At 75.3% G+C, this 20,354-nt stretch carries 20 protein-coding genes and 1 pseudogene; 14 read left to right on the top strand and 7 right to left on the bottom strand.

Annotation, left to right across the window (positions count from 1 at the left end; translation table 11 throughout):
- Window positions 1-54: 54 nt before the first annotated feature.
- The 3 genes from ACRYRX_RS18720 to ACRYRX_RS18710 all read left to right on the top strand — a co-directional run bounded on the left by ACRYRX_RS18720 (window position 55) and on the right by ACRYRX_RS18710 (window position 3,326).
- Entirely contained in the window at window positions 55-1,536 is a 1,482-nt protein-coding gene (locus ACRYRX_RS18720; RefSeq protein ID WP_432514315.1) for an AAA-type ATPase lid domain-containing protein, read from the top strand.
- Window positions 1,537-1,632: 96 nt separating this feature from the next.
- Window positions 1,633-2,559, top strand: a complete 927-nt coding sequence (locus ACRYRX_RS18715; RefSeq protein WP_432514313.1) for a DUF808 domain-containing protein — start codon at window positions 1,633-1,635, stop codon at window positions 2,557-2,559.
- A gap of 98 nt (window positions 2,560-2,657) precedes the next feature.
- Window positions 2,658-3,326, top strand: coding sequence for an exonuclease domain-containing protein (locus ACRYRX_RS18710; RefSeq protein ID WP_432514312.1), 669 nt, complete (start codon window positions 2,658-2,660; stop codon window positions 3,324-3,326).
- Here the strand turns inward: ACRYRX_RS18710 and ACRYRX_RS18705 are convergent.
- Genes ACRYRX_RS18705 through ACRYRX_RS18690 form a run of 4 tightly spaced genes read right to left on the bottom strand, consistent with a single transcriptional unit; the run spans window position 3,277 to window position 7,062 of the window.
- On the bottom strand, window positions 3,277-4,104 hold the full coding sequence (locus ACRYRX_RS18705) for a nuclease-related domain-containing protein (protein ID WP_432514309.1): 828 nt from the start codon (window positions 4,102-4,104) through the stop codon (window positions 3,277-3,279). The two genes, ACRYRX_RS18710 and ACRYRX_RS18705, sit on opposite strands and share 50 nt — an antisense overlap.
- 40 nt (window positions 4,105-4,144) lie before the next feature.
- The gene (locus tag ACRYRX_RS18700) at window positions 4,145-5,233 is read right to left on the bottom strand and encodes a hypothetical protein (RefSeq protein ID WP_432514308.1); all 1,089 of its coding nucleotides are present in this window, start codon (window positions 5,231-5,233) and stop codon (window positions 4,145-4,147) included.
- A gap of 54 nt (window positions 5,234-5,287) precedes the next feature.
- Complete coding sequence (locus tag ACRYRX_RS18695; RefSeq protein ID WP_432514306.1) at window positions 5,288-5,950, bottom strand: response regulator; 663 nt, start codon at window positions 5,948-5,950, stop codon at window positions 5,288-5,290.
- Window positions 5,947-7,062: a sensor histidine kinase gene (locus tag ACRYRX_RS18690; protein ID WP_432514303.1), complete on the bottom strand. Its 1,116-nt coding sequence runs from the start codon at window positions 7,060-7,062 to the stop codon at window positions 5,947-5,949. Before ACRYRX_RS18690 ends, ACRYRX_RS18695 begins: the two co-directional genes overlap by 4 nt.
- A 143-nt stretch (window positions 7,063-7,205) precedes the next feature.
- On the opposite strand from ACRYRX_RS18690, the gene ACRYRX_RS18685 reads away from it, so the two are divergent.
- Both ACRYRX_RS18685 and ACRYRX_RS18680 read left to right on the top strand, forming a co-directional pair.
- Window positions 7,206-7,916, top strand: a complete 711-nt coding sequence (locus tag ACRYRX_RS18685; protein ID WP_432514302.1) for an ABC transporter ATP-binding protein — start codon at window positions 7,206-7,208, stop codon at window positions 7,914-7,916.
- Entirely contained in the window at window positions 7,913-8,740 is an 828-nt protein-coding gene (locus ACRYRX_RS18680) for an ABC transporter permease (RefSeq protein ID WP_432514300.1), read from the top strand. Before ACRYRX_RS18685 ends, ACRYRX_RS18680 begins: the two co-directional genes overlap by 4 nt.
- A gap of 602 nt (window positions 8,741-9,342) precedes the next feature.
- On the opposite strand, the gene ACRYRX_RS18675 is transcribed toward ACRYRX_RS18680, so the two are convergent.
- Both ACRYRX_RS18675 and ACRYRX_RS18670 read right to left on the bottom strand, forming a co-directional pair.
- Window positions 9,343-10,398: an HNH endonuclease gene (locus tag ACRYRX_RS18675; RefSeq protein WP_432514297.1), complete on the bottom strand. Its 1,056-nt coding sequence runs from the start codon at window positions 10,396-10,398 to the stop codon at window positions 9,343-9,345.
- Window positions 10,399-11,787, bottom strand: a complete 1,389-nt coding sequence (locus tag ACRYRX_RS18670; protein ID WP_432514295.1) for an ADP-ribosylglycohydrolase family protein — start codon at window positions 11,785-11,787, stop codon at window positions 10,399-10,401.
- Window positions 11,788-11,905: 118 nt separating this feature from the next.
- On the opposite strand from ACRYRX_RS18670, the gene ACRYRX_RS18665 reads away from it, so the two are divergent.
- Both ACRYRX_RS18665 and ACRYRX_RS18660 read left to right on the top strand, forming a co-directional pair.
- A complete protein-coding gene (locus tag ACRYRX_RS18665) occupies window positions 11,906-13,183 on the top strand; it encodes an ATP-binding protein (RefSeq protein WP_432514293.1) in 1,278 nt (425 codons plus the stop codon).
- Window positions 13,184-13,311: 128 nt separating this feature from the next.
- Window positions 13,312-13,680: pseudogene (locus ACRYRX_RS18660) on the top strand (very short patch repair endonuclease); the annotation flags it as partial.
- Between the two features lie 857 nt (window positions 13,681-14,537).
- Here the strand turns inward: ACRYRX_RS18660 and ACRYRX_RS18655 are convergent.
- On the bottom strand, window positions 14,538-14,996 hold the full coding sequence (locus ACRYRX_RS18655; RefSeq protein WP_432514290.1) for a macro domain-containing protein: 459 nt from the start codon (window positions 14,994-14,996) through the stop codon (window positions 14,538-14,540).
- 328 nt (window positions 14,997-15,324) lie between these two features.
- Here ACRYRX_RS18655 and ACRYRX_RS18650 point away from each other — a divergent pair, with 328 nt between their 5' ends.
- The 7 genes from ACRYRX_RS18650 (at window position 15,325) to ACRYRX_RS18620 (ending at window position 20,318) form a co-directional block, all read left to right on the top strand.
- Window positions 15,325-15,780: a hypothetical protein gene (locus ACRYRX_RS18650; protein ID WP_432514288.1), complete on the top strand. Its 456-nt coding sequence runs from the start codon at window positions 15,325-15,327 to the stop codon at window positions 15,778-15,780.
- Between the two features lie 23 nt (window positions 15,781-15,803).
- Window positions 15,804-16,265, top strand: coding sequence for a hypothetical protein (locus ACRYRX_RS18645; protein WP_432514286.1), 462 nt, complete (start codon window positions 15,804-15,806; stop codon window positions 16,263-16,265).
- Window positions 16,259-16,552: a hypothetical protein gene (locus ACRYRX_RS18640; RefSeq protein WP_432514283.1), complete on the top strand. Its 294-nt coding sequence runs from the start codon at window positions 16,259-16,261 to the stop codon at window positions 16,550-16,552. The genes ACRYRX_RS18645 and ACRYRX_RS18640 overlap by 7 nt, the downstream gene beginning before the upstream one ends.
- Before the next feature lie 48 nt (window positions 16,553-16,600).
- The gene (locus ACRYRX_RS18635) at window positions 16,601-17,530 is read left to right on the top strand and encodes a hypothetical protein (RefSeq protein ID WP_432514281.1); all 930 of its coding nucleotides are present in this window, start codon (window positions 16,601-16,603) and stop codon (window positions 17,528-17,530) included.
- Window positions 17,531-17,950: 420 nt separating this feature from the next.
- Window positions 17,951-18,406 carry a hypothetical protein gene (locus ACRYRX_RS18630; protein ID WP_432514280.1) on the top strand — a complete coding sequence of 152 codons (456 nt, stop codon included), beginning with the start codon at window positions 17,951-17,953 and terminating at the stop codon, window positions 18,404-18,406.
- An 87-nt stretch (window positions 18,407-18,493) separates the two neighbouring features.
- The gene (locus ACRYRX_RS18625; protein WP_432514279.1) at window positions 18,494-18,667 is read left to right on the top strand and encodes a hypothetical protein; all 174 of its coding nucleotides are present in this window, start codon (window positions 18,494-18,496) and stop codon (window positions 18,665-18,667) included.
- 85 nt (window positions 18,668-18,752) lie between these two features.
- Window positions 18,753-20,318, top strand: a complete 1,566-nt coding sequence (locus ACRYRX_RS18620; protein ID WP_432514277.1) for a hypothetical protein — start codon at window positions 18,753-18,755, stop codon at window positions 20,316-20,318.
- Window positions 20,319-20,354 lie beyond the last annotated feature (36 nt).

Below are 20,354 nucleotides of genomic sequence, written 5' to 3'. Positions count from 1 at the left end.
CTGGGCCCGGGCCCGCCGGAGCCGTACGGTGGTGCCACCACGAAGGGAGTGGCCGTGAGCGAAGACGCTTCGAGACGTGCAGGACCGCACCCGTTGCGCGGCGGGGTGCAGGTCGAGGCCCGGGTCGCCGACCGGCTGGCCGCGTCGTGGCGCCGCAGCAGCGAGTACGGCGTGACCACCGAAGCCGTCGAACCGGTGTTCGCCGGCACCCGGGAGCAGGACTCGCTGTTCTTCGAGTGCGGGCGCGAAGTGCTGACGGACCTGCACCGCACCCTCGTCGACGAGCCCGTCAGCCTCATGCTCACCGACGCCGACGGGCTCGTCCTCAACCGGCTCGCCGGGGACACCTCGCTGCTGCGCAGCCTCGACGCCGTCCACCTCGCCCCCGGGTTCGCGTTCTCCGAGCGGGAGGCCGGCACCAGCGGCCTCGGCCTGGCCCTGGCCGACCGGCTGCCGTCGGTCGTGCGCGCCGAGGAGCACTACTCGACGAGCCTGGCCGGCTTCACCTGCGCCGCGGTGCCCGTCCTGGACCCGCTGAGCGGCCGGCTGGAGGGCAGCGTCAACATCACCACCTGGTCCGAGCAGCCCGGCAAGCTCCTGCTGGCGCTGGCCCAGTCGGCCGCGGGCGCCACGTCGGCGCTCATGCTGGCCCGCTCCCGGGGCCGGTCCCCGCGCCCGGCGCCGCGCGGGGAGGTCTTCCACGTGCAGCCGGGATCGCTGGAACCGGGCAGCGGGACGGTCCAGGGGCTGTCGGCGGTGTGGCGGGAGGCTTTGCAGCGCAGCGAGGACGCCGTGCGCAGTGGACGGGTCGTCCTGGCCGTGGGCGAACGCGGGTCGGGGCGCTCGACGGTGCTCGCGCAGGGGGTGCGGCGCGCCCGACCCCGGGACCGGATCCTGTCGGCCAGCCCGCCCGCCCCGCAGGACCTCGACGCCTGGCTGGCGCTGTGGTCCCCGGAACTGGGCAAGGCCGACACCTCCGTCGTGGTGGGCGACGTCGACGCGCTGCCCGCGCGGGCCGCCGAGGAGCTGCGGTGCCTCGTCGTGGCCGCCCGGGCCGCGCGCCCCGGTCTGCCCGTCGTCCTGACGGCGGAGAACCTGGCCGAGGTGCCCGCCGGGCTGGCCGCGCTCGTCGACACCGTGGTCTGCGTGCCCCCGCTGCGGGACCGGCCCGGCGACGTGCTGCCGCTGGCCCAGCACTTCGTCCGGCAGACGCGCGGCCGCGACCTCGACATCACCGCCGCCGCCGGGCGCGCGCTGGAGTCGTGCTCCTGGCCGGGGAACGTCGACCAGCTCCACCAGGTCGTGCGGCGCGCTGCGCTGCAGGCGGACCGGATCGACGTGCGGCACCTGCCGTCGGAGGTGTTCAGCGGGTCCACGCACCGGCTGACGCGGCTGGAGGCGCTCGAGCGGGACGAGATCGTGCGGGTGCTGACGGCGCCGGGGACGACCGTGAAGCAGGCCGCCGTCGAGCTCGGGATGAGCCGGGCCACGATCTACCGCAAGGTCGCCCAGTACGACCTGCGGATCCCGCGCTGAGCGGACGCGGCGGTCGCGGGTCGTCGCGGGTGGGGACCCGTGACAACCTGGGAGGGCACTGGGAGACCTGACCCGACCGATTGTGGAGGACCCGCCGTGGCCGGTGGACTCGTGGCCCTGCTGGACGACGTGGCGCTCATCGCCCGGGCGGCGGCGGCCTCCGTGGACGACATCGGCGCCGCGGCCGCCAAGGCCGGCGCCAAGGCGGCCGGGGTCGTCGTCGACGACGCCGCCGTCACCCCGCAGTACGTGCGGGGGCTGACGCCCGACCGGGAACTGCCGATCATCAAGCGCATCGCGATCGGGTCGCTGCGCAACAAGCTGCTGATCATCCTGCCGGTGATCCTGCTGCTCAGCCAGTTCGCCGACTTCCTGCTCACGCCCCTGCTCATGCTCGGCGGGGCGTACCTGGCGTTCGAGGGCGCGGAGAAGGTGTGGGCCAAGGTCAGCGGCCACGGGCACGCCGAGGACGCCGGGCCCAAGGACGAGCGGACGGTGATCTCCGGGGCGATCCGCACCGACCTCATCCTGTCCGCCGAGATCATGGTCATCTCCCTCAACGAGGTCGCCGACCAGCCGTTCTGGTCCCGGCTGGTGATCCTCGTCGTCGTCGGGATCGCCATCACCGTCCTCGTCTACGGCGCCGTCGGGCTCATCGTGAAGATGGACGACGTCGGGCTGAAGCTCGCCGACCGCCCCTCGGCGGGCGTGGCCCGCTTCGGCCGCGGGCTGGTGGGCGCCATGCCCAAGCTCCTGACGTTCCTCACCGTCGTCGGCACCGCCGCGATGCTCTGGGTCGGTGGGCACATCCTGCTCGTCGGCACCGACGAGCTCGGGTTCCACCCGCTGTACGAGTTCGTGCACCACCTCGAGGAAGCCGTCCACGACGCCGCCGGTGCGTTCGGCGCGGTCCTCGGGTGGCTCGTCAACACGCTGTTCAGCGCGGTGATCGGCCTCGTCGTCGGCGCCGTGATCGTGGTCGTGCTGTCGCTCACCGTGCACCGCCGCCGCGCCGCGCACTGACGGCACCACCCGTTCGGCCCGTCCCGGGCCCAGGGCGCCGCAGGCGTGTCGGAGCCCTCTGCCACGCTCTCCCCGTTCCACCAGCGAGGAGAGACCTGATGACCGTGCTCGACCCCACCCCGCCGCTCCCACGGGCGGTCGCCCGGCGCTACCGGCACAGGTACGCCGTGCTGGACGTCGAGACGACGGGGTGGGAACCGGCCACCGGCGACCGGATCGTCCAGATCGCCGTCTGCCTCGTGGACGCCCGCGGCGTGGTCGAGAGGTCCTGGTCCTCCCTGGTCGACCCGCGCCGCGACCCCGGGCCCGTCGACGTCCACGGCATCACCGCCGAACGGCTCGTCGGGGCCCCCACCTTCGACCAGGTCGCCCCCACCGTCGCCGCGCTCCTCACCGGCCGCGTGTTCGTGGCCCACAACGCGACGTTCGACTGGAAGTTCATCGCCGCCGAGATGCGCGCCGCCGGGGTCCGGCTCCCGGTGCGGCACCGCCTGTGCACGTGGAAGCTCGCCCGCCGGCTCGACCTGCCCGTGCCGAACCTGAAGCTGTCGACGCTCGCCGCGCACTGGGGGATCGAGCAGCTGCGCGCGCACGACGCCGTCGACGACACCCGCGTCCTGGTGGAGGTGCTGCGCGAGGAACTGTCCGCCGCGCAGCGGGCGAAGGTGGAACTCCCGCTGGTGCGGGTCGCGCCGCGCGGGTTCCTCGACCGGCTCCTCAGGCGCCTGCGCCGAGCGGTGCGGCGATCCGCGCCAGGAGGTGCGTGAGGAGCATCGAGCCGAGGAACAGCACCACCAGCGCCAGCAGCAGCGCCAGGAGGTCCTCGCGGAACCTCCGGGCCGACCGGCGGGCCGGTGGCCGGCGCGCGGCCGCGGGTCGCCCCGGCGGGAGCCCCCGCCGCGGCGCCGGGACGTGGACCGCCGCCGTGGTGGTGCGTTCCCCGTCCAGCTGCGCGCGCAGGAACTCCGCGAGGTCGGTGACCTCGCCCGGGGTCAGCGTCTCCTCCAGCGACCGCAGGTGCCCCACGAGGTGCGTGCGGCCCACCACACGCACCCCCGACCGGGTGCGCGCCGGGCGGAACGGCTGGTCCACCAGGCACAGCACGCCCCGCGTCGCGGACCGGTGCCGCGGCGGCAGGAGCGCGGCGACGGCGGCCGTCGCCCGGGCCACCCCGTCCAGCTCCCGGTCGCGCCGGTACCCGTTCTGGCGCAGGTGACCGTCGTCGAGGGTGACGTCCCCCGACCACTTCTTCGCGTCCACCACGACGACCCCGCCCGGGCCGATCGCCACGTGGTCCAGGTTCGCGTACCGCCGCCCCGGCCAGTGGACGTCGTGCAGCACCACCCAGCCGTGCCGGTCCAGGCCCGTCAGCGTCTGCGCGACGAGGCGCTCGCCCTCCGCCCCGGCCGACCAGGCGTGCTCGGAGCGTTCCGCCGCCGCGAGCTGCTCGCGCAGTTCCGCCGCGCTCAGCTCGTGGCGCAGCCGCGCGACGCGCGCCGTCGCGCGTCGCGCCTGCTCTTGCGCTCCACCCCCGGCGATGCCCACACCGGTGTTTCGGAGCGTGCTCGGGGTGGGCTGAGGGGGATCACCCGGGTGGGCGCACCGGTCCCGGGGTTCCCGTCGCGGGTCGGGTGAGGTCCGCGACCCGTTCCCACGCCGGGTCGTCGTGGGCCGACACCGCGTGCGGGCCGGTCGTCCAGCGCGCCGCCTGCGCCCGGACGACGTCCTCCACGTCGGACAGCGCGTCGCCGTACAGGTGCACCGTGCGGGTGCCGCCGACGGTCACGTGCGCCACGACGGCGGCGTCCTGCCCGACCGCCGCGTCGAGCTCGTCCTCGAAACCCCGCAGCGCGGCGAGTTCCGTCGCGCCCGGCAGGGCGCCGGGGTAGCCGAGTTCCACGGCGAGGTGCCGGTCGAACAGCGGGAACGCCGCGGGGGACAAGGGCACCACCGTCGAGACCAGCACCGGCCGCCCGTGGCGGTCCAGACCCTCGGCGAGCTTCCACACCGCGTCGGTGTCGTGCGCGGGGGTGAACTCGGCGGCCACCGCCTCGACCGCGGCCCGCAGCTCGGCGAGCCCCCCGGCGCCCGGCCCGCCGGCCGGGTCCGGGCCCCACGTCACCGCCCCCACCCACAGCTCCACCGCGCGCTCGCCCACGGCCGCGTCGAGCAGGTCGAACGCGAGCTGCGCCGCCGCGTCGCCGTCGAGCCCCGCGAACGCCGGGTGCACCAGCCGCACGTCCAGGTGCTCGCGGTCCTCGTGCGGTTCCCACGACGCCCGCACGTCCCCCGAGGCCAGGGTCCGGCCCACCGCGTCCACCGTGAAGTCCAGGTCCAGCGCCGGTCCCCGCTCGTCCCGGTAGGACCAGTCCGCCGTCTCCGGCGGGGCCGCGAGGAACCACCGGTGGGCTGTGGAGCGGGCCGCGGGGTCGCCGTTCGCGGTGACGGTCAGCCGCCGTCCCGTCGCGCACTGCCCGGACCCCACGCTCCAGGCCAGCGCCGGGTGCAGGCGCCCCACCCGGCCGGTCAGCAGCGGCGCGACCCCGTGCACGTCACCGGCGTCCAGCGCCGCGGCGCACCCGTCGGCGCCCTCGGCCAGCCACCACGCCCAGAACTCCGCGATCGCCGGGCGCGGGTCGTGCCGGGCGCGTGGGTGGCGCAGCAGCGACCTCACCGGTCCAGCGTAGGTCGGCCCCCGCGCCCGTGCAGGAGCCGCCGCGTCGCCGGGTCAGCCGTCGAGCAGGCCCAGTTCCAGCGCCCGCAGCACCGCCCGCGTGCGGTCGCGCACCCCCAGCTTCAGCAGCACCGCCGTGACGTGGTTCTTCACCGTCCCCGGGGCCAGGTGCAGCGCGGCCGCGATCTCCTTGTTCGACCAGCCCGCCGCCGCCAGCCGCAGCACGTCCAGTTCCCGCGGCGTCAGCGCCGGGGCGCCCAGGTCGGCCGGACCGGCCGGCGCGGACGGCCGGGCCGTGACCGCGCGCAGCAACCGGTCCGTCAGCGCCGGGCGCAGCGCGGTGCCGCCGTCGGCGAGGGTGCGGATCGCCGACAGCACCTGCTCCAGCGTGACGTCCTTCAGCAGGTACCCCCGGGCCCCCGCCCGCAGCGCCGCCAGGACCAGCTCGTCGTCGTCGAACGTCGTCAGCACCAGGACCGGGACCTCGCTCCCGCTGTCCCGCAACGCCTCCAGCACCGAGATCCCGTCGCGGCGGGGCATCCGCAGGTCCAGCAGCAGGACGTCCACGTCGCCGCGGGCCACCAGGTCCAGCGCCTGGTCGCCGTCCTCGCCCTCCCCGACGACCGTCACCTCCTCGCTCAGCGACAGCAGCCGCAGGATGCCCTGCCGCACCAGCGTCTGGTCGTCCACCACCGCGACCCGGATCGGGCCGCTCACGCCGGGACCTCCAGCTCGGCGGTGAAACCCCGGCCCGGGGCCGTCGTGAAGCGCACCGTCCCGCCGACGTCCTCGACCCGTTCGGTCAGCCCGGTCAGCCCGTTGCCCGGCTGCACCCGGCGGGCCCCGGCCCCGTCGTCGCTCGCGCGCAACCGCACCCCGGCCGCGTCGGCGACCACGTCGAGGGTGAAGCGGTGCGCCCCCGCGTGCCGCAACGTGTTCGTCAGCAGTTCCTGCGCGCACCGCACCACCACCAGCGCCCGCTCGGGCCCGACCGGGACCTCCTCGCGCACCGTCAGCACCACCTGCAGACCGGGGGTCCGGTCCACGACCTCCCGCAGGGCGCTCTCCAGCCCCTGCACCTCCCCGCGCAGGTCACCCACCACCGAGCGCACGTCCCCCAGCAGACCCTTCGCGATCGACCGGGCCCGGTCGACGTGCTCCGCGACCGGGGGCTGCGCGCGGTGCGCGGCGACTTCCAGCTCCAGCGCGAGCGCCGTCAGGCCGTGCCCGACGACGTCGTGCAGCTCCCGGGAGATCCGCAGCCGTTCCGCGTCGCGGCTCGTGGCCGCCAGCAACGCCGACGCGGCCCGCAGCTGCGCGTGCGCCGCGGCCAGCGCGGCGCGCTGCTCGCCCTGCCGCCGCCCGGCGACGACCACCACCGCGGCGAACACCTGGAACGCGCCGTACAGCGCGCCGAGAGCCACCACCTCGTGGGGGGCCGCGCCCACCCGGGCCGCACCGGCGACCACGGCCGTCGTCTGCACCGCGATCAGCGCCGCGGTCAGCGACGGGGGCGACGTCATCGCCGCCGGCACCACCGTCACCACGAACAGGATCGCCGTCCAGCTCGCCTGCGGGGCCAGCCACCACGTCACCAGCGCCGAGGCGACCCCCACCGCCAGCAGGGCCCGGGCCGGCAGCCGGTTCGGCGCGACCCGGCCGCTGACGAGGTCGTCGACGACGAACGCGGCCACGAACACCCCGTACGCCAGCCACCACCAGCCGGTGGTGCCCGACGACCCGCCCCCGACCAGCGCGATGACGCCCACGGCGGCGATCGCGACGTACCCCGTCACCGCCGTCGCGCGGTCCTGGGCCCCGGTGAACACCCCGTGATCGTAGGAGGGACCGGCCCGGCCGCACCCGTGCCAGGAGTCACGGGTGCAGCCGGTGACCTCCGGCACTTCGGACGGACCCCGCCGCCTCCTAGCGTCGACGGCACCGCACAACCCCCGACCCGGAGGAGCCACCCGTGGACGTCATCGAGATGAGCGGCGTCGCCAAGACCTACGGCGCCGTGCGAGCGGTCGACGGACTCGACCTGCGGGTCCGCGAGGGCGAGGTCGTCGCCCTCCTCGGACCCAACGGCGCCGGCAAGAGCACCACCTTCGAACTGCTGCTGGACCTCGTCCGGCCCACCACCGGGACCGTCCGCGTCCTCGGCGGCCCGCCGTCGGCCGCCCGGGCCCGCGTCGGGGCCATGCTGCAGTCCGCCGGCCTGCCCGAGCAGGTCATCGTGCGCGAACTCGTGCGGCTCGTCGGGCACGCCTACCCCCACCACCTGCCCGTCGCGGACGTCCTGGACCGCACCGGCCTGACGACCCGCGCCACCCGCACCGTCACCGCCCTGTCCGGCGGGGAACGGCAGCGCCTGCTGCTGGCCCTGGCCCTCGTCGGGGAACCGGAACTGCTGCTGCTCGACGAACCGACCGCCGCCATGGACGTCCTGGCCCGCCGCGCCTTCTGGGCGCAGGCCCGCGCCGCGACCGCCGCCGGCGCGACCATCCTGTTCGCCACCCACGACCTCACCGAGGCCGCCGCCGTCGCCGACCGCGTCGTCGTGCTCGCCGCCGGCCGCTGCGTCGCCGACGGCACCCCGCAGGCGCTCGCCGGCGACGGGGACCTCGAAACCGCCTACCTCACCCTCACCGACGCCCTCGCCGCCACCGGAGACCCGCGATGACCAACCTCGCCCCGAACGCCCTGCCCCGCACCGGGTCACGCCTCGCGTTCTCCCGCCTCGCCGTCCTCACCGAAGCCCGCGCCGGGCTGCGCCGCCCCGAGTTCGCCGTGCTCGGCATGACGCTGCCGGTGATCCTCTACGCGATCTTCGGCCTGCCCAACGCCGACTCCACCCTGCCCGGCGGCACCGACACCGGCCTCGTCATGCTCGCCGGCATCGGCTGCTACGGCGCCCTCACCCTCGGCATCGTCGTGTTCGGCGAGGACGTCGCCAAGGACCGCGGCCGCGGCTGGCTGCGGACCCTCGCCGCGACCCCCGTCCCCGCCGGGGCCTACCAGCTCGGCAAGCTCGGCGCCGGGTTCGTCCACGGCGTCCTCATGGTGACGGCGCTGTGCCTGTTCGCCGGTTTCGTCGGGGACGTGAACCTCGCGGTGGGGGAGTGGGCCACCCTGGCCGTGCTGCTCGTCGCCGGGGTCCTCGCGTTCAGCCCGCTGGGTTTCGCCATCGCCTACCTCGCCCGGCCCCGCACCGCCGTCGTCGTCACCAACGTGCTGTTCCTGCCGCTGTCGTTCGTCTCCGGGTTCTTCGTCCCGCTGTCCGAACTGCCCGACGTCATCGGGCAGACCGCGCAGTACCTGCCCAGCTACCACTTCGGGCAGGTCGTCCTGCACGCTGTCGCCGACGACGGCGACATCCGCTGGCTCACCGGCCTCGACACCCAGCCGCTCGGCGTGCACGTCGCGTGGGTGCTCGGCAGCGCGGTCCTGTTCACCGTCGTGGCGCTCGCCGCCGCGCACCGGGAGGCCGTCACCCGTCGCGGGTGACGCGGCGGCCGCGGTCAGGTCGGCGAGCCAGAGGCGCTGGTCGGGGGTCAGGCCGTCGTCGGGTTCCGCGGGTCTCGCGGGTATCGGGGGTGCTGCCTTCCCGGTGGCGGGGCGGGGGAGCTGACGGGTCCAGTGCCAGCTGCCGAACGCGCAGAGGTAGAACCGCACGCGGTTCAGGTGCCCGCCGTTGATGCTGGCGACGAGGTACAAGCGTTCGGCCTCGGCGCGGCTGCCGCTGCGGACCTTCCCGCACCGGAAGTGTTTGCGTTGTGTAGTATATATTGTTTCCTCCTAACCCACGGGGGCCCCCCCCCCCCCCCCCCCCCCCCCCCCCCCCCCCCCCCCCCCCCGCGGCGCATCCGGACGACCCGGGCGCGACGCACCTGCGCGCGGCGGCGGCCCCTGCTGGTCATGACGTCCTCCTCCCGTGAGGGAGGGAACGTCTCGCCGGGGTCCGACACGATGGCGCGGTGCGCGGGGCGGACCGATGAGCGTCTTCCGTTGCAGCAGCGGGAGATCGTCCGACTCGTCGGGCACGGTGCCTCACAGGGGAACCACCCGTGCGGAGCAGCGGCGTGCGCGGGGAGTGGCCGGGACGCACCTCACCAGACGAGGCGGCCGTCGAAGAAGTCGTACAACCCCGGCGCCCGCCACAACGGCGACCCCGGCGAGGCCGCCCGGTACAACCCCGTCGCCGCCGACCGCACCCGCTCCGTGTCCACCGGCCAGCGCAACGGCGCGGCGAGGGCCTGCAGGTCCGCCTCCGGACGGGCCAGGAGGTCGCGGACGTGGTCCACGGCGGGCAGCGTCGCGAGCTTGTCGCCGTTGCAGCGCGGGTCGACCGCCACGAGGTTGCGGACGCCGTCCAGCGGCAGGCGCGACCAGGGCAGCACGTGGTCGACGTGGACCCCCGCCCCGAGCCGCCGGCCGCAGTAGAAGCAGCGGTCGTCCTGGAACTCCCGCAACCCCGGCGCCAGCCGGGCCACGGCCGCCCGGTCGGCCCCGAACAGGAACGCGTGCAAATCCGGGACGTCGAGCTCGGCGGCGTTGTGACGCTGGACGTCGTCGACCCACCACTGCTGGACGACCGGTTGCAGGAGCGGGGAGACGCGGGCCAGGGCCGTCGCGACGCCGGGGAACAGGTCGATCGACCAGTCGTGCCGCGCCAGGGTCGATCGCGAGACGTCGTCGTGCAGCCAGGCGTCGTCGTAGAGGAACGGGACACCCGGTTCACGGCCACCGCTCTTCTGCAGGCGGAACACCGGCTGCCGCGCGAGCGTCACCGCGATCCGGTCGACGGCGGCCGACCACCGCCGCGGTTCGGCCTGCCGCAGCTGCGCGGGCGTCGACAACCCCCACGTCCGCGCCTCGTGCTGCAGGTCGTGGACGATCGAGGGGATCGTCACGGCCCCGGGGCGCGTGTGCTGGACCTGGCGCAACACCCCGTGCTCGCCGTACACGCGGACCTGCGGCCAGTACGCCTCGACGACCCGCTCGGCGAGGTCCGGGATCGGCACCCGCAGGCCCTCGTGCTCCCCGACCGGGTTCTCCAGGCAGTGCTGGAGCAGTGCGTCCAGCGTCGCGAGCTTGTACGTCGACACCCGCCGGCCCGTCGCCAGCAGCTGGGCGAGGCGGGCGCCGAGGTCGAGCGCGTCCACCTACGCCCGCCGGGCCAGCTCGCCCAGCGCCGCCGTGAACGCGGGGTTCCACTCGCTCAGGTGCGGCCACGCGGCCGCGACCCGCTCGGTCGCCTCCCGCGCCGACAACCCCTCCTCGCGGACCAGCCACGCGCGCAGGACCAGGCCGGTGCGGGACGCCCCGGCGTGGCAGTGCACGAGGACGCGGCGGCCGTCGGCGCGCAGGGCGGCCACGTCACCCAGGACGTCGTCCAGGACGGTGACGATCTCGGAGTTCGCGTCGTCGTCGGTGAGGTACGCGAAGCGCTGCACGTCGTGGCCGAACCGTCCGCCCGTGCGGCACAACGAGACGACGGCGAAATCCGGGTCGCTGCGGCGCGCGCCGTCGAGGTCGGACGCCCACACGCCGGGGGAGACCTCCCGGGGTTCCAGCCCCGTCGTGGGGCGGGGTTCGTGCAGCGGCGCGGTGGACCCGTCCAGTCGCAGGGCGAGCCACTGCAGGTGCCGCAGTTCCCACACGCGGTCGCCGAACCCGGGGACGCGGCCGTGCAGGGGGGAGGTCCAGCGGATCGGGATCCCCGTGATGCCCGCGCGAGCGCCGGCGAGGGCGCCGGTCACGCACGCGACGGTGTCGGTGTCGCCGCCCAGGTCGACCACCAGGCGCATCGCCTCCTCGAAGGTCACCGAGTTCCGCAGCGCCCACAACGCCGAGCCGAGGGTCGGCCAGACGGCACCGTTGGACTCGGTGGCGTCCGCGGGCGTCCAGCCCCGGTGGCACGTGCGCGTCCACTTCTCCCGGTGCTCCTGCGCGACCAGCGGCAGGGCGTCGGTGATCGCCGCGTCGGCGTCCCCGCCGTCCAGCAGGGCCCGCAGCGCCACGTGGAACAGCGCGCAGCCCTCGCCCGCGGCCGGGTCGCCGTGGGTGAGGGCGCTGATCCGGCGGGCCGCGTCCACCGTGGCGTCCCGGCCCCGGCGGGCGAAGAAGATCGCAGCCGGCGTGGTGCGCATCAGCGAGCCGTTGCCGGCGGCGCGGTGCCCGGCCCGGACGTGCTCGGCGGCCGCGGCGTCCCACGGGAGCCCGGACCCCAGCACCGCGGAGGTCTGGACGCCGATGTCCGGCGGGTCGGCCTGCGCCCACCGCTGGAACCGCGCGAACACGTCGGCCTCGTCCAGCCCGCCGTGCTCGACCAGCGACTCCGCGAGCAGCAGCGCCATCTGCGTGTCGTCGGTGAACTCACCCGGCGCCCAGCCCAGCGAGCCACCCCCGCACATCTCCGTGGCGACACCGCGGGCGGCGGTGGGGAAGCGGGCGGAGAAGGCGTGCGGCGGACCGAACTCGAAGGGGGCGCCGAGGGCGTCCCCGACGGCCGAGCCGACGAGGGCCCCCATCACGCGGTGCGAACGGTCCACGGTGACCTCCTCGGTGGTCGGGGTTCGACCCTAATCAGCCGTCGGTCCGGGCGCAGATGGGAGCGCAGGGCTACGCCAAAAGGTAGCGTTGAAGTGCGCCAAAAGGTAGCGTTCGGCCGTGCCGACCGTCCCGTACGCCGCCCGCGTGGTGGACGCCGAGCTCGACGAACTGCTGGCCGGGCTCCCCGCCGTCGCCCTCGAGGGCGCCAAGGGCGTGGGCAAGACCCGGACGGCCCTGCAGCGGGCAGCCACCGTCGTCCAGCTCGACGACCCCGCGCAACGAGACCTCGCCGTCGTCGACCCCGCCCGCGCCCTGCGGGGGCAGAGACCCGTCCTCGTCGACGAGTGGCAGCAGGTCCCCACCACGTGGGACGCGGTGCGGCGCGCGGTCGACGCCGGTGCCCCGCCCGGTGCGTACCTGCTCGCCGGTTCGGCCGTGCCGCGGGACACCGGGACCCACAGCGGTGCAGGTCGCATCGTCCGCGTCCGGATGCGGCCCATGACGCTGCCCGAGCGCGGGGTGGCCGCACCGACGGTGTCCCTCGCCGCGCTCCTGTCCGGCCGTCGCCCCGAGGTCGCCGGGACGACGACGGTCGGCCTCGAGGAGTACGCCGACGAGATCTGCCGCTCCGGGCTGCCCGCGATCCGCGGGCTGTCCCCCCGGCTGCGGCGGGCCCAGCTCGACGGGTACCTGGACGCCATCGTCGACCGGGACTTCCCCGACCTCGGCCGGGCCGTCCGCAACCCCGCGCCGTTGCGGCGGTGGATGACGGCCTACGCCGCGGCCACCTCCACGGTCACCGCGTACGACCGGCTGCTCGAGGCCGCGACCCCGGGCGACCTCGACAAACCCGCCAAGACGACGACGACGGCGTACCGGGACATCCTCGAACGCCTCTGGTTCCTCGACCCCGTCCCGGCCTGGACGCCGTCGCGCAACCACCTGGCGCGGCTCGCGGCCGCGCCCAAGCACCACCTGCTCGACCCCGCCTTCGCCGCCCGGCTGCTCGGCGTCGACGCCGATGCCCTCGCCGCCGCCGCCCCGGCCCGCGGCGCCGGCCGGGAAGCCACGCTGCTGGGGCAGTTGTTCGAGTCCCTCGTGACCCTCGGCGTCCGGGTCCACGCCCAGGCCGCCGAAGCCCGCGTCGGGCACCTGCGGCTGCGCGGAGGCGACCACGAGGTCGACCTCGTCGTCGAACGCGGCGACAGCAGAGTTCTGGCCGTCGAGGTCAAGCTCGCCGGCGTCGTCACCGACGCGGACGTCAAGCACCTGCACTGGTTGCAGCGGGAACTGGGGGACGGGCTCCTCGATGCGGTCGTCGTCACCGCCGGGCGGGACGCGTACCGGCGCAGGGACGGGATCGCGGTCGTCCCGGCGGCGTTGCTCGGCCCGTGAGGTGGTGCGGCACCGGTTGTGGACGACCGTCCGTCCGCCCTGCGAGGTTCCCGTACGGTGCGGCGGTGAGCGCGTGGGAGGAACCCGGCCCCGCCCCACCCGCCTCCAACACCGCCGTCGACGGGATCATGCGCCGCACCGGCCGCAAGGACACCCGCCCCGAACTGGCCCTGCGCCGCGAACTGCACCGCCGCGGCCTGCGCTACCTCGTGGACGCCACCCCGCCCGGCACCAACCGCCGCCGCCGCGCCGACCTCGTCTTCCGCGGCGCCCGCGTGGCGGTCTTCGTCGACGGCTGCTTCTGGCACTCCTGCCCCGTGCACGTCCACCGGCCCAAGGCCAACGCGGACTGGTGGCGGGTGAAGCTGGCGAGCATCACCGCCCGCGACCGTGACACCGACGCGGCGCTCGCGGCCGCGGGGTGGTGCGTGGTGCGGGTGTGGGAGCACGAGGACCCGCGCGCGGCGGCGGACCGGGTGCACGGGGTCGTGCACGCCCGCCGGAAACGCCCGCGCGGGCCGCGGCCCATCCGTAGGCTGACGAGCCCGTCGCCGAGGGAGGCCCCCGCCGTGTCCCCGTCCCGCCCGGTGCTGCGCACCGCCGCGCTCCTCGCCGTGGCCGGCATCACCGCCTGCGGCGCCGACCAGCCCGCCCCCGCGGCCACGGTCACCGTCACCGCGAGCCCATCGGCCTCGGCCTCGGCCTCGACCTCGGCCTCGACCTCGGCCTCGACCTCGGCCTCGACGTCGGCGTCAGTCTGGACCGACACCCACCTCACCGGGGACGACCGGACCCTCACCTGGGACGTCGTGGTGCCCCGCCTCAACGGGACCCCCGTCGCCGACGAGGTGAACCGGCGCGTGACCGCCTCCGCCGAGGACCTGCTGGACGACGCCCGCGCCACCGTCCAGGACGGCGACCCGCCCCGCACGATCACCGGCCGCGGCACCGTCACCACCGACGACGGCCGCACCGTCCAGGTGCTGCTGGAGGTCGTCGACAGCACCGAAGGCACCGCCCACCCCACCACCACCCTCGCCTCCACCGTCGTCGACGTCCGCACCGCGCGACCCGTCACCCTCGGCGACGTGTTCACCGACCCCGCGGCGGCGCTCGCCGACCTCGGCCCCGTCGTCGAAGAGATCGCCGCCGCGCAGGGCGAACCCGTCACCGACCCGGGAGGGCTCGCCCCCGAGGTGGGGAACTGGGCGACGTGGCAGTCCGGGCCGGACGGCCTCGCGTTCTCCTTCCAGGACTACCAGCTCGGTGGGCACGGGGTGCGGCGGTACGTCGTGCCGTGGGAGCGGGTGGAGCCGGTGCTGACGGGGGAGGCGCGGGAGCTGCTGGCGCCGCGCTAACGGCGCCCCGCGGTCGGGCGGGTGACGACGACGAGTTCCACCGCCGACTCCCGCCCGGCCCGTTCCAGCACCTCCCGGACGTCCGCCCACGCCAGCCCACCGATGCCCGCGCCGAGGCGCGGCACCCCGAGCCGGTCGAGGCCGCGGTGCGCGGCGTCCGCGAGCGCCGTCCGGACCGTCGCCTCGATCGCGTCCAGGCGCGCGTCCGCGCCCCGCTCCACCTGGGTGGCGAGGTTGTAGACCACGACCCCCTCGCCGGTCACCCACGGCATGACGTCCCCGAGGGTGAACTCCCCGGCCCGGCAGCGCCGCCGGTACTCCTGTTCCATCGCCGGCCAGCGGTCCGCGAACTGCCGGGCGATGCCGCCGGCCATCGATCCGCGGCAGTTGCAGCCGTGGGCGAGCGCGGGCAGGTCGAGGGCGAACAGGTCGCCGGTGGTGTGCGTGGTGGGCACGGTCTTCCTCTCGTCCGGTGGGGAGTCGGCCGGGTCGCCGGGGCTCCCGTGTGTCCCGTGTGGCAGATGGCTGAGGGTCATCCTGCCGGGCGCGACGGACACGGGGAACGTCGCCCGTGACGCCGCGCGACGACCACCGTCGTTGCGGAGCAACGGTTCTCTGTGCCGGCGCAGAGTTCGGGGTGCTCCGGGAACCACCTGGACGGAGCACCCGCCCGGCGGGCACACGGTGCTCGTGTGGCGCATACGGGTGATCCGCGGGCGTTCCTCTTCCCCGTACGAGCTCCCGAGCGCATCGTGGGAACACACCACCACCCCGAGGAGCCCCGTGTCCCTGCCCGCTGCCGGCCCGACGCCGTACCTGGCGCTGCACGTTCCCGCCGAGCTGTACCCGGAAGCCCTGGAGTGGCTGGCCCGGCGGATGCAGCAGGGACACGCCCCCGCCGTGATCGAGACGGCGGCCGACCCGCTGGTGCCGCTGTTCCGCGAGCTGTTCGCCAAGCCGCACAAGGCGACGACCCGCGTCGCGGACCTGGCCCGCGCGATGCTCGCCGGTGACCCCGCCGAGTGGTGGACCTCCACGCGCATCCGCGACCTCCTCGTCCTGGACCAGTACGAGTTCCGCAGCACGTGGCGGGCCCTGACCCGGCACCTCGACAAGCACTACCCGGGCACGCCGCAGCCCTTCCAGCGCGACAACGGTCTCGCCCACTCCCTCGGTGACACGACCGTCTACCGCATCGCGCCCGACCTCGTCGGCGTCGTCCGCGCCGCCCTCGCCTGAACCACCGACCACTCGGAGAACCCGTGAACCACGAGAACGACCTGAACGGCCTCGGCGCCGCGCCCTTCGTCGCCGACCTGCTCCGCGACCTCGCCACCACCCGCAGCCTGCGCACCGAACGGCAGAAGGACTACGTGAGCGTCAGCCCCTCCCCGATCGGCGCCATCGCCGTCTTCGCCCACCGCCACCGCCTGGAGATCGCCGTCCGCCCGGAACTGGCGAACGCCGCGCTGCTCGACGTGCCCGGGGCCGAGCTGAGGAAACCCACCACCGCCACCACGTACCTGGTCGTCCGGGAGCCGGTCTGCGAGCGCTCCCGCGACGCAGTGCTGCGCCACGCCGCGACGGCGCTGGACTGGCGGGCCGGTGGCCCGGCCCGCGGCGCCGGCTCCTCGCGGCGCGCCACCGCCGCGGCGGAGACCGCGCGTCCCGTCTGCCCGGAGTGCAACTACGAGATCACCCCCAGCGGCGCCTGCGGTTGCTGACGACCCCGAACCAGGAACCACGCGAGGAGAGCACCACGACCGACGAGACCGACCTGCCGGCCCGGTGCGTCATGTCCGGCCACGACGACCCCGTCCCGCTGGCCACGCACCGCAGCGAGCACTCCCGCGCCTGCGGCCACGACTACCTGTCGGCCCGGATCTGCCGGTCCTGCCTCGAGCGGGCCCTGGCCCTCGGCGGGGCGCTCCGATCGTCGATCTGCCGGCGCTGCGGTGACCGCAGTTTCGTCGAACTGCTCGACGTCACCGCACTGCCCCACTGGAACTGACCCCGCCCACTCAGGAGGAAATCCTCGGCCGACACCACGCCGCGACCTATGCACCCCGTGTACCTGCCCTTCACCGAGGACCAGGTGCGGAACCACTTCGCGCCCGTGACCTCCGGCGGTGACCGCGACCGGCACCTGACGCACTACCGCGAGAGCATCGCCCACGCCACCGGCCTCGTCCCTCTGCCCGTGGACGCGCCGGCCGCAGACGTCGAGAAGGCGTTGCGGCGCGTCCGCCAGATCGAGCGGGACGAGCGGTTCTGGGGCGCGGCGACGCTGCTGCACGCCTTCCACGCCGAGGACCGGATCGGCGCCCTGACGGCCCTGCTCGACCGTTGCCTCGGCGATCCGGCCGTCGTGGGTTTCCCGACTTGGCGCGACGCCCTGGGGGACGAGCAGCACCTGTACCTCGAGGCGAACCTCCCGTCGCCCGTCTCCTACCGGAACTGGCTGGCCGGCCACCTCGACGAGCGGGTCCTCACCCCGACCCTGCTCGCCGAGGCGCGCGGCAAGGGGAACCGGCTGGAACAGGCCACCAAGGTCGACGCGATCCTCCTCGCGGACACCGGCTTCGCCGTGGCCTTCGAGGCGAAGGTGCTCTCCGACGCCTCACCGACCACCACGCACGACGTCCTGCGCAACCAGATCGCCCGCACCGTCGACGTCCTGCTCGACGCGAACCCGCGGCTGTGCCCCGCCCTGGCCCGCCGCGACCCCGCCCGCACCTGCCTGGTGCTGCTGACGCCCCGCACGTTCCACCGCAACCCGTCCTCGCGGTTGTACGGCTGGCTGCACCGGGAGTACAAGAACAACCCCGCTGCGCTCGGTGAGCACCTGCCGCACCGGCGCGGCGTCGACTGGGACGCCGTCGCCGGCCGCCTCGGGTGGCTGACGTTCGAGGACTGCGCCGAGCTCCTGCCCGGCTCCTGCGGGTGGCTGCCCGGTGTCGTCACCCGGGGCGCTGCGCTGACCGGGTGACAAGGCCTGGACATCGCGGGCCCGCGGCCGCACCTTCGGGACTCCGCCGACGCGGGAACCCGCTGGGAGCGGATTCCCGCCCGTCCGGCCGACCGTTCCCCGAACCCTTCCGATGAGGAGATCACCCTGTCGAACCGCGCCGCCGTCCCGTTCCACCACGGAGGCGGCTCACCCGCGTGCGAGGTCGACCACGGACCGGACCGCCGGTTCCCCGCGACGCACCGCGTCTGGCTGGTCCGTCCCTGCGGCCACAACTGCACGAGCAGGGACGTCTGCACCGAGTGCGTCACCGAGTGCGTGACGTGGGTCCAGGCCCCCACCGAGTCCGCGTGCGAACACTGCGGTGACCGCAGCGCCGTCCGCCTGCTCCACGTCGAACCGCTCACGAACTCCTTGCCCACCCCGTCCCTGGAGGAACAGATGACCCACGACCACCACCGCCCGCGCCCCGCGACCGGTGTCACCGCCGACCTGGTCGACCCGCTGCGCGCCTGTTTCCGCGACGGCGAGGGCTGGCTCGAGTACGGCGTCGTGGAACACCGCCTCCGCGAGGTCGCCCCCGCGGTGTTCGCCCGCCACGTCGCCGAGGCCGGGCACAGCATGTTCGGCCCCACCGGCAACTCCGCGTCCAGGCGCATCGCCCACGCCCTGCGCAGCCTGCGCGCCGGCGGGGAGGTCCACCACTTCATCGGCGCCAGCACCGGCCGCGCCTGGCGGGGCAACCCGATCAGCCACTGGAGCCTCGACCCGTCGCGCCCCCGCACCGACGTGCTCAGCTGGGCGCGGCTGCGCGCGCAGCTCGGGACCTCCGACGACTGGACCGCCGCCGACCGGGCCGGGCTGGCCAGCCCGGGTCAGGGGTACCCGGGCGCCTGACGCGTCCTCCGACAGCGGGCGCCGACGATCCTGGTCGGCGCCCGTGTCGGACCCCCGGTGCACCATGCGCGGCGGAGGTGGTCGGACGTGCCGACGTGGATGTGGATGGTCGTGCAGAACCGGGACCGGGCGGCGGTTTCGCTCCAGCAGGCCGTCGCCCGGGGCGACCGGGAGGCGGCGGAGTTCAGCCGGCTCTGGCTCGCCGAGCGGCAGGCCGTGCTGGAGCGGGTCGAGCGGCTGTACGGCGTGGACCTGCCGTAGCCGCTGCTCCGATCCGGGCGTCCTGGTCAGCGCGCCCGGCCCGGTTGCCGATCCTCTCGACGACAACCCGTCGAGAGGAGCCGTGGTGCAGGTCCAGTACGTCGTCGACTTCGTCGTCCGCTCCACGGCCGACCCCACGTCGGCCGGGGCGCACGCCGCGCTGCTCCGGCACGTCCAGGAGTGGCTGGAGTTCGCCCACGACGGCGTCCCCGACCTCACCGCCCTGACGGCCGACGGGGCGTGCGTCCTCGAACGGCGCGACCTCGGCGCCGGGATGCCGTCGTTGTCCGGACCCGGGCCGCGGCAGCTGTCCTGGCACCGGGTCGGGACCGCCACGGCCTCCGCCCAGCGCATCGACCTGCGCGTCCCCGTCCACGGCGTCCCCGCCACCCACGTCACCGGTGTCACCCTCGCGTTCGACCACGCCACCGACGTCGTCACCGTCCGCGTCGTCACCGGCCGCGAGGCCCACGGCGGCTGGATCGCCCCCACCCCGCAGTCCTTCCTTCGCCGGCCCGCCGTCGTGCGCCGCATCGTCGAGGACCGCGACCTCGTCGTCACCGCCTACGGGCGGCGCGTCGACGGTCGACGTGACGACATCACGACCCCCGCCGCGGGCGCGGTCCTCGTCGACGCCCTGCGCCGAGTCGACCGGTTGCCGGTGCTCCTCGTCGCCCCGACCCACCGTTCCCAGCTCGACGTCGTCGACGCCGCGGCGGCCGAGCTGCCCGGGCTGGCCAACGTCGTCCGCCTGTCCAGCAAGGCGGCGATCGCCTCCGTGTCCCGCGGCATCGACCTGGAGGTGCCGCTCGGCGGCGCCCGGCTCGTCTGGCCGCACCTCGAGGCGCTGAGCCACCCCCGCTACGACGACGGCTGCCTGGACCCCGACTCCGACCTCGTCGCCGACGTCCTGTCGACCACCGCGCCGCTGTCAGTGGTCTCGCGCGGCATCGACGTGCCGTTCCGCACCGCGGAGCGGGCCGGGCGGGCGCTCGCCGCCCTCGCCCGGCAGCAGGAGGTCGAGGCCGCCGTCGCCCGCGGCGACGAGCACGCCGAGGTGGCGGCGCTGCGCCGGCAGCTCGGCGAGGCCCGCGCCGAGATCGACCAGTGGGTCGAAGAGGCCCACCGGCTCGAGGACGACGTGTCGTCCCTGACGATCGCGCTCGGCCAGGTCGGCCGCCGGCCCGCGCCCGTCCCGGTGGACTGGCACGACGCCCCCGCGCTGACCCCCGACGACGCCGAACCTCTCCTGGAGTTCCTGGAGCAGCGCAGCCGCGGGCACCTGCGGTTCACCGCCACCGCCGCCCGGACGTGGCGCAAGTCCGGATACCTGCACCCCGCGCAGATGCGCTCCGCGCTGCTCACGCTCGGGCAGGCCTCCGTGGAGTTCGCCGAGCAGCAGGGCACGATCACCGCCCGCCTCACCGACTGGTTCCGCGACGGCTTCGGCCTCGACGTCGCGACGACCGACCTCGCGCTGACGCAGTCCGGTCGCGCGTCCTTCGAGTTCGAGGGCGCGCGGCTCAACGGCGTGCCCCACGTGAAGCTCGGCGACGCGAAGCGGTGGAGCGAGTGCGGGCGGATCTACTTCGCCTACCAGAGCGACCCGGCGCGGTTCGTGGTGCACCACGTGGGGTTGCACGACCTCTGACGGGACCATCCGATCCGGTCAGCGGCGCGCGAGCCG

This window comes from Kineococcus lubricus, from assembly GCF_050871965.1.
GTDB lineage: Bacteria > Actinomycetota > Actinomycetes > Actinomycetales > Kineococcaceae > Kineococcus.
This window is presented reverse-complemented; position numbering and strand designations above follow the sequence as displayed.